This window comes from Streptomyces sp. NPDC058459 (assembly GCF_042721685.1).
GTDB lineage: Bacteria > Actinomycetota > Actinomycetes > Streptomycetales > Streptomycetaceae > Streptomyces.
On the sequence record NZ_JBHXLV010000264.1, the window covers coordinates 1 to 8071 of the forward strand.

Below are 8071 nucleotides of genomic sequence, written 5' to 3' on the forward strand. Positions count from 1 at the left end.
CAGGCCGGGCCCTGGTGGCTTCCGGACACCCCCGGCCGCTACGGTCGTCACATGCCGGACTATCTCGACGACCTGCGCCTCGCCCATGTGCTCGCCGACGCGGCCGACGCCGCGACCATGGAGCGCTTCAAGGCCCTCGACCTGAAGGTCGAGACGAAACCGGACATGACGCCGGTCAGCGAGGCGGACAAGGCCGCCGAGGAGCTGATCCGCAACCACCTCCAGCGCGCCCGCCCCCGCGACTCGGTGCTCGGCGAGGAGTACGGCGCCAAGGGCTCGGGCCCGCGCCGCTGGGTGATCGACCCCATCGACGGCACGAAGAACTACGTGCGCGGGGTCCCGGTGTGGGCGACGCTGATCTCGCTGACGGAGGCGGGGCCGGGCGGGTTCCACCCGGTCGTGGGCCTGGTCTCCGCGCCCGCGCTGGGCCGCCGCTGGTGGGCCGCGAAGGACCACGGCGCCTTCACCGGGCGCAGTCTCACCTCGGCGAGCCGTATCCACGTCTCCGGCGTGAGCGACCTCGCGGACGCCTCCTTCGCCTACTCCTCGCTCACCGGCTGGGAGGAGCTCGGCCGGCTGGAGGGCTTCCTGGGGCTGTCCCGCGACGTGTGGCGCACGCGCGCGTACGGCGACTTCTGGCCCTACATGATGGTGGCGGAGGGTTCGGTGGACATGTGCGCGGAGCCGGAGCTGTCGCTGTGGGACATGGCGGCCAACGCGATCATCGTCACCGAGGCGGGCGGCACCTTCACCGGTCTCGACGGGCGCCCCGGCCCGCACAGCGGTGACGCGGCGGCCTCCAACGGGCTGCTGCACGACGAGCTGCTGGGGCGGCTCGGCGACTGAGCGCGGCCCGGTCGCGCTCCGGTCGCGCTCATGGAGGTCCGCGCGCCCTCGACGGGCGTCGCGCGCCGTCTTGTTGACCTCCCTTTTACCTGTCACCCTGAAGCCTCCCCCACTTGTGAATTCGTGAATCCGTGCTTGTGCGGCGCGGATCGCACCGGAGGTGGCTGACGCCCATGCTCGTTCCCGCGCCCGCACCGACCCCCACCCTCGTCCGAGACGCCATGAGCACGGTGGTCCTCACCATCGGCCCCGCCCACACCCTCCGCCAGGCCGCCGCCCTGATGTCCGCCCGCCGGGTCGGTGCCGCCGTGGTGCTCGACCCGGACGCGGGCGGCATCGGCATTCTCACCGAACGGGACATCCTCGACTCCGTCGGCCTGGGACAGAACCCGGACGCGGAGGCCGCCCACGCCCACACCACCACGTCCGTGGTCTTCGCCGCCCCGGCCTGGACCCTGCGCGAGGCCGCCCGCGCCATGACGCACGGCGGCTTCCGGCACCTGGTGGTCCTGGACGCCGGCCGGCCCGCGGGCATCGTCTCGGTCCGCGACATCATCCGCTGCTGGACCCCGGCCCGCGCCCCGGAACCGGCCGCCTGACCCCACCCCCGGCAGGGCTGAACCCCTGATTGGACCGGGTCCAACCCTGCCCTTGTTCCAGAACGACACCTGTTCGGGATCTGTCTCGGCCCCCTGTTACGCTGGCTGCCATGAGTGACCTTCTGGACCGGCTGCGTGGACGCGGCTGGCGGCTGACCTCTCAGCGCCGTGTGGTGGCCGAGGTGCTGGACGGCGAGCACGTCCACCTCACGGCCGACGAGGTCCACGCGCGCGCCGTGGCGAAGCTGCCCGAGATCTCCCGCGCGACCGTCTACAACACCCTGGGCGAGCTGGTCTCTCTCGGCGAGGTGCTGGAAGTCAGCACGGACCGCCGCGCCAAGCGGTACGACCCGAACGCGCACCGCCCGCACCATCACCTGGTCTGCTCCCGCTGCGGCGCGATCCGGGACGTGCACCCCGTCGGCGACCCGCTCTCCGACCTCCCCGACACCGAGCGCTTCGGCTTCGCCGTCTCGGACGTCGAGGTGACCTACCGCGGCCTGTGCCCGGAGTGCGCGGCCGCCTGAGGGAATACCCGCACATGACGGAGGGCCGGAATCCATTTCGGATTCCGGCCCTCGGCCTTCAGTAGCGGGGACAGGATTTGAACCTGCGACCTCTGGGTTATGAGCCCAGCGAGCTACCGAGCTGCTCCACCCCGCGTCGATGAATATGACACTACGGGACCGACCGCCGCCGAGGCAAATCCATCCCCTCGTGCCCTGTCCGCCCAGGTCAGGCCGACAGTTCCTCGCGCAGCGCGTCCCGCAGCCGCGCCGCCCGCTCGCCGACCTCCCTGGGCCCCAGCTCCACCGCGCGGGCCGCCCAGCGCTGCCCCTCGGCCAGCTCGCCCCGGCGCGCGTACACCAGGGCCAGGCGCAGCGCGGCCCGGCCGTGCCCGGCGTCGGCGGCCCGGGTCCACCACACGGCGGCCTCGGGCTCGCTGCCCTCGCGGGCCAGCAGCAGCCCCAGGTTGAAGGCGCCGTTTCGGGAACCGGCCTCGGCAGCCGCCCGGTACCAGCGCGCCGCGTCGACCACGTCGCCACGCGCCGCCGCCAGCATGCCGACCCGCACCTGGGCACGCCGGTGGCCCTGCCCGGCCGCCCGCTCGTACCACTCCTCGCACTCGGTCTTGTCGTGCACGCTCTCACCCAGCTCGTGCGCGGGCTCCGGCGGACGGCGCGCGTCCAGCACGGTGGCCAGCCGGTACGCGGCCTCCGCGCTGCCCCCGCCGGCCGCGCACCGCAGGTGGCGCTCGGCGGTCTGCTCGTCGCCCTCGCGCAGCCGGGCGATGCCGACCTGGAGGGCGGCCTCGGTGTGCCCGGCGGCGGCCGCGCGCTCGTACCAGCGCACCGCGGCCTCGCTGTCGTGCTCGGTGTTCCGGCCGGCGTGCAGGATGCCCAGGTTGAAAGCGGCGTCCACGCTGCCGGCCTCGGCGGCCTTGGAGAACCAGGGCTCGGCGCCGCTGGTGTCGCCGCCGCGCAGCAGCAGGATGGCCAGCGCGTTGGCCGCCTCCCGGTGCCCCGCGTAGGCGGCGCGCCGGTACCACTGCTCGGCCTGGGCGGTGCGGCCCTGCTCGGCGCAGAGCAGCCCGAGGTTGTAGGCGCCGTTGTCGTCCCCGGCGTCCAGCGCGGCCCGGTACCAGCGCTCGGCGGTCTGGGTCTCGCCGCGCTCGGCGTGCAGGGCGCCGAGCGCGTTGGCCGCGTTGCCGTCGCCGTCCTGGGCGGCGCGCAGCCACCACACGGCCGCGCTCTCGGTGTCCCCGGCGTCGCGCAGCAGGAATCCGAGGGCGCAGGCGGCGCGGGCCTCGCCGTCCTTGGCCGAGGTGAGGTACCAGCGCCCGGCCTCCTTCAGCTCGCCGCGCCTCTCCAGGATGGCGCCGAGTTGCAGCGCGGCCCGGCGGTGACCGCGCGCGGCGGCCTGCCGGTACCACTGCTCGGCCTCGGCGGACGCCTCCCCGGTGCCGGGGGTGCCGGGCTCCTCCTCGCGCCCGGTGCCGGGCGCGGGGTCGCCGCCGTCCAGGGAGCGGGCGAGCCGGTAGGCGGCCTCGCGGTGGCCGCGTTCGGCGGCGGCGCGCATCCAGTGGGCGGAGCGGGAGTCGCCCCGGTGTTCCAGGAGGTCGGCGAGGGCGTAGGCGCCGAGCACATGGCCCTGCTCGGCGGACTGGCGCAGCCAGTACTCGGCGGCGGGTTCGTCGCCGCGCTCACGGTGGTGGCGGCCGAGCGCGTGCGCGGCGGCGGCCGATCCGGCGACGGCGGCGATCCGCCACCAGCCGGCGGCGTCGTCGGCGTACCCGCGCTGGTGCAGCAGGACGCCCAGGTTGTTGGCGGCGGGCCGGTCGCCGGCGGACGCGGCGGCGCGGAGCTGGGGTTCGGCAGCGTCGAGGTCGCCGCGGCGCAGCAGCATGGCCCCGAGGACGCTGGCGGCCTCGGCGTCTCCGGTGCGCGCCGCCATCCCGAGGCGCACCTCCTCGGCGTCCTCCCCCATCTCGTCCACGTCGCGGGACGGTCCTTCACCCGAAGGCTGCACAAATCGCCCTGTCTCGAACAGAGTTGCCTTGTCCCCCATAACGTCCATCGTCGCACCACCTGCAACCTGGGTACACCCGGTGTACCGCAGCCCGTGAGGTCACTACAGCGTTTTGTCGACATGCCCACAGAGAGACAAGTCAAACACAGTTGGCCCAACTCCGGGCGGTGGCGCGGCCGATGAAACGCGCAGCACATGAGTTCGCACACCACGAAGGCCCGGATCTCGATGAGATCCGGGCCTTCGTCTTCAGTAGCGGGGACAGGATTTGAACCTGCGACCTCTGGGTTATGAGCCCAGCGAGCTACCGAGCTGCTCCACCCCGCGCCGTTGTGTGCACAACTCTAGCACGGCGCGGGGCGGGCTCCGGTCATCCGCCGCTGGTCCGGGGCTTGTCCACCTTGGACTGAGCGTCCTCGGCCCTTCGCAGCGCTTCCTGGAGGTCCTTCTGCGCCTTGGCGTAGGCATCCCAGTCCGGGCCGGCCTTGAGGGCCTCCTGTCCCGCGTCGTACGCCTTCTGGGCGTCCTGGAGCGCCTGGCGGACCGTGGGGCTGGTGGACGCCGGCGGTTCGGCGCCCTTGACCCCGAAGACCTTGTCCAGCGCCTGGTCCAGGGTGTTCTCGAAGGCGGTGCGGCCCTCGTAGGTCACCAGCACCTTGCGCAGCAGCGGGTACTTCAGTGTGCCGCCGCGCACATAGACCGGCTCCGCGTACAGCAGGCCGCCGTCCAGCGGGACGGTGAGCAGGTTGCCGTACTCCACCTGGGAGTGGCCCCGGCTCAGCAGGCTGATCGTCTCCGCGATGGACGGTTCGGAGTTGAACTGGCTCTGCACCTGCTTGGGGCCGTCGACCGTGGTGCTCGTCGGCAGCTTCAGGATTCTGATCTTGCCGTAGTCGCTGGCGCGCGGATCGGAGTCGACGGCCATGAACGCGCTCAGGTTCTCCCGGCCGTTCGGGGTAAACGTCGTCGTCAGCGAGAAGACCTGCTGCTTCTGGTCCGGCATCTTCATGCTCAGGTAGTACGGCGGGACCGAGTTGCGCGAGTCGTTGGTCGGGTCGTCCGGGACCTGCCACACCTCGCTGCCGCTGAGGAAGGTCTGCGCGTTGGTCACGTGGTAGCGGGTGAGCAGCTCGCGCTGGACCTTGAACAGGTCCTGCGGGTACCGCAGATGGGCCATCAGCTCCGGGCTGATGTCCGCGCGGGGCCTCACCGTGTGCGGGAACGCCTTCATCCACGTCTTCAGCACCGGGTCGGCCGCGTCCCACTGGTAGAGCCTGACGTCACCGGTGTACGCGTCGACGGTCGCCTTGACCGAGTTGCGGATGTAGTTGACCTGGTTCTGCTGGGCCACCACCGCGCGGGAGTTGTTGGTCGCGGTCAGCGAGTCGGCCGTGGTGTCCCCGAGGGTGGTGCGCGAGGCGTACGGGTAGCCGTTGCTGGTCGTGTAGGCGTCCACGATCCACTGGATGCGCCCGTCCACCACGGCCGGGTAGGCGTCGCCGTCGATGGTCAGCCAGGGCGCGACGGACTCGACGCGGTCCTTGGGGGTGCGGTTGTACAGGATGCGCGAACCGTCGCCGATCGCCCCGGAGTAGAGGATCTGCGGCTCGTTGAACGCCACCGCGTACGCGGCCCGGTTGAGCGGGTTGTCGAGGTTGACGCCGCTCCTGCCGGTGTAGCTGGTGGTCTTCTCGCCCTGGTCGTCGGAGTAGTCGATCTCCTTCTGGGGACCGCCGACGATGGAGTACGTGGTGGTCTTCTCGCCGTAGTAGACCTGTTGCTGATAGGTGCCCAGGTCGCCCTTGGAGGGCAGGTTCTTCTCGGTGAAGACCGGGCGGCCCTTGTCGTCCGCCTCGGTGCCCTTGGCGGCGACCACGCCGTAGCCGTGGGTGTAGCGGAAGTGGTCGTTGATCCAGTTGTTCTTCGGGATGCCGGCCAGGTTCAGCTCACGCAGGCCCAGGACGGTGTCCTGCTCCTCGCCGTCCTTGGTGGTGTACCGGTCGACGTCCAGGTTGGTCGGGAAGCCGTAGTAGTTCCGGATCTGCTGGAGCTGCTGGAACGTGGGGGAGACCACGTTCGGGTCCATGATGCGGATGCTGGCGGTCTTGCCGACCTGGTCGCGCAGCGCCGCCTTGTCGTCGGTCGCCGCCCGGCCCGAGTACTCGTCGACCTGAGTGTGGTCGATGCCGTAGGCCTCGCGGGTCGCCTTGAGGTTCTTCTGGACGTACGGGGCTTCCTTGGCCTGCTCGTTGGGCTGGACCTGGAACTTCTGCACGATGGCCGGGTAGAGGCCGCCGATCAGGACCGCGGAGAGCACCATCAGGCCGAAGCCGATGACGGGGAGCTGCCAGGTGCGCCGCCACAGGGTGGCGAAGAACAGCAGCGCGCAGATGACGGCGATGCAGAACAGGATCGTCTTGGCCGGCAGATAGGCGTTGGCGTCCACATAGCGCAGGCCGGTCCAGTTGTCCGTCGCCTTGAAGTCGCTGGACTTCACCGTGAGGCCGTACCGGTCGAGCCAGTAGGCGACGGCTTTCAGGGAGACGAAGATGCCGAGCAGCACCGACAGATGGCCGGTCGCGGCGGCCGACGCGCGCGAACCGGGGCTGGTGACACGCAGCCCGCCGTACAGGTAGTGGGTGAGCGCGGCCGCGATCAGCGACAGGATGGCGGTGGCGAAGCCGAAGGCCAGCAGGAAGCGGTACCAGGGCAGGTCGAAGGCGTAGAAGGAGACGTCCCGGTGGAACTGGGGGTCCTTCTGGCCGAACGACACGCCGTTGACCCACATCAGCCAGAGCCGCCACTGGGCGGCCGCCGAGGCGCCGGCGATGAGGCCGACCAGCGCGGTGACGGCGAGCAGCAGCCAGGTCTTGTACGGCGCCACCCCCATCCGGTAGCGGTCGAGGCTCTGCTGTTCCATGGACATGGCGCTCAGCGGGGGCCGCAGCCGGTGCGCGAGCCAGATGTTGAAGCCCACCGCGAGGGCCATCAGCACGCCGAAGACGAAGAACAGCCCGGTCTTCGTCCACAGGGTGGTGGTGAACACCGACGAGTAGTGCACCGACCGGTACCAGAGCCAGTCCGTCCAGAAGCCGGCGAACATGGTGAAGGCCATGCCGAGGGCGGCCAGGACGCCCAGCGTCACGAGCAGGGTCCTCACCCGCCGGGACGGACGGCCCGCCCTGATCCGTGGCCCCGTCGGGCCTCCGCCGCGGTCCGGCATCTGGAAAGCCAAGGTGCGCACCTCGAAGTCGCTGTCGATCCGTCAGGCCCCCGTGTTCGCGGGCCCTTGGTGGCCCGCTGTGATCGCGGGCCCCCACCTATGCAACTTACTCACGGTTTACTCGGTTCCCGATTTCGGCCAGGAACGAGGCAGGATTGTGATTATGTCCAACACTCCCATGGCGGCGAGCCCGCTCACCCGGGCCGTGCTCGAGATCGACGAGTACGCGTCCCACCTCGGCTGGGACCAGCCGGCTCGCCTCTTCGCCCTCGTCGACACCGCGCGGCTGCGCACCCAGGAACCCTCTCTCGCGGCCCAGCTGGGCCTGGACGAGGAGACCGCCACCACCGGCCTCACCCCGATCGAGCAGGACGAGGTCCCGGCCGACAAGCCGCTCGACGAGTTCCTCGCCACCATCGCCTGGCCGGACGCGGTGGTCGGCTGCGCGCTCACCGTGGAGCGCCTGATGCTGCCCCCGTCCGTCGACACGCAGGTCCCGCAGGGCCTGAACGACGCGGAACTGGCCAGATGGGTGGCCGCCCGCCCGGAGCGGCAGGAGGTGCGCATGACGGTGGCGGTGCTGCGTGACGGCAACCGCGAGTCGGCGATCAGACTGCGGGAGAAGGACTCGGCGACCGAGGTGCTGACCGGTCCCGGCCTGGTCCCGGGTCTGGCGGAGGGCCTGGCGGCGACGCTCGCCGACTAGCGTCCCTCACGTGCGGCGGCGCAGCATCGGCAGCGAGACGAGCGGCGCCGCGCTGCGGGACTCGACGGCCACGAAGGCGGCCAGGAGCGACAGACCCACGACGAGGGTGACGAGGACGTCGGTACGGCCGAAGCCGTGCTCGGCGGCCGTGGTCAGGGCGTAGATGAG

General features: G+C 71.3%; 6 protein-coding genes, 2 tRNA genes and 1 pseudogene. 4 read left to right on the forward strand and 5 right to left on the reverse strand.

Translation table 11 applies throughout. The features are described from left to right. Nucleotides 1-51 precede the first annotated feature (51 nt). The 3 genes from hisN to ACFWN1_RS29950 all read left to right on the forward strand — a co-directional run bounded on the left by hisN (nucleotide 52) and on the right by ACFWN1_RS29950 (nucleotide 1972). On the forward strand, nucleotides 52-846 hold the full coding sequence (hisN, locus tag ACFWN1_RS29940) for a histidinol-phosphatase (protein WP_384368778.1): 795 nt from the start codon (nucleotides 52-54) through the stop codon (nucleotides 844-846). Between the two features lie 173 nt (nucleotides 847-1019). After that, nucleotides 1020-1445: a cyclic nucleotide-binding/CBS domain-containing protein gene (locus ACFWN1_RS29945; protein ID WP_384368766.1), complete on the forward strand. Its 426-nt coding sequence runs from the start codon at nucleotides 1020-1022 to the stop codon at nucleotides 1443-1445. A 110-nt stretch (nucleotides 1446-1555) separates the two neighbouring features. Further along, nucleotides 1556-1972 (forward strand): Fur family transcriptional regulator, encoded by a 417-nt coding sequence (locus tag ACFWN1_RS29950; protein ID WP_384368769.1) that lies wholly within the window; start codon nucleotides 1556-1558, stop codon nucleotides 1970-1972. A 62-nt stretch (nucleotides 1973-2034) separates the two neighbouring features. Here the strand turns inward: ACFWN1_RS29950 and ACFWN1_RS29955 are convergent. The 4 genes from ACFWN1_RS29955 to ACFWN1_RS29970 all read right to left on the reverse strand — a co-directional run bounded on the left by ACFWN1_RS29955 (nucleotide 2035) and on the right by ACFWN1_RS29970 (nucleotide 7197). Beyond that, nucleotides 2035-2108: transfer RNA gene (locus ACFWN1_RS29955), tRNA-Met, on the reverse strand. 72 nt (nucleotides 2109-2180) lie between these two features. Then, nucleotides 2181-4022, reverse strand: coding sequence for a tetratricopeptide repeat protein (locus tag ACFWN1_RS29960; protein ID WP_384368772.1), 1842 nt, complete (start codon nucleotides 4020-4022; stop codon nucleotides 2181-2183). A 205-nt stretch (nucleotides 4023-4227) separates the two neighbouring features. Continuing rightward, nucleotides 4228-4301, reverse strand: a tRNA-Met gene (locus tag ACFWN1_RS29965). Between the two features lie 43 nt (nucleotides 4302-4344). Beyond that, nucleotides 4345-7197, reverse strand: a complete 2853-nt coding sequence (locus ACFWN1_RS29970) for a UPF0182 family protein (RefSeq protein WP_384368781.1) — start codon at nucleotides 7195-7197, stop codon at nucleotides 4345-4347. Nucleotides 7198-7360: 163 nt separating this feature from the next. Here ACFWN1_RS29970 and ACFWN1_RS29975 point away from each other — a divergent pair, with 163 nt between their 5' ends. Continuing rightward, on the forward strand, nucleotides 7361-7903 hold the full coding sequence (locus tag ACFWN1_RS29975) for a PPA1309 family protein (RefSeq protein WP_384368775.1): 543 nt from the start codon (nucleotides 7361-7363) through the stop codon (nucleotides 7901-7903). 9 nt (nucleotides 7904-7912) lie between these two features. On the opposite strand, the pseudogene ACFWN1_RS29980 reads toward ACFWN1_RS29975, so the two are convergent. Further along, nucleotides 7913-8071: pseudogene (locus tag ACFWN1_RS29980) on the reverse strand (MFS transporter); the annotation flags it as partial.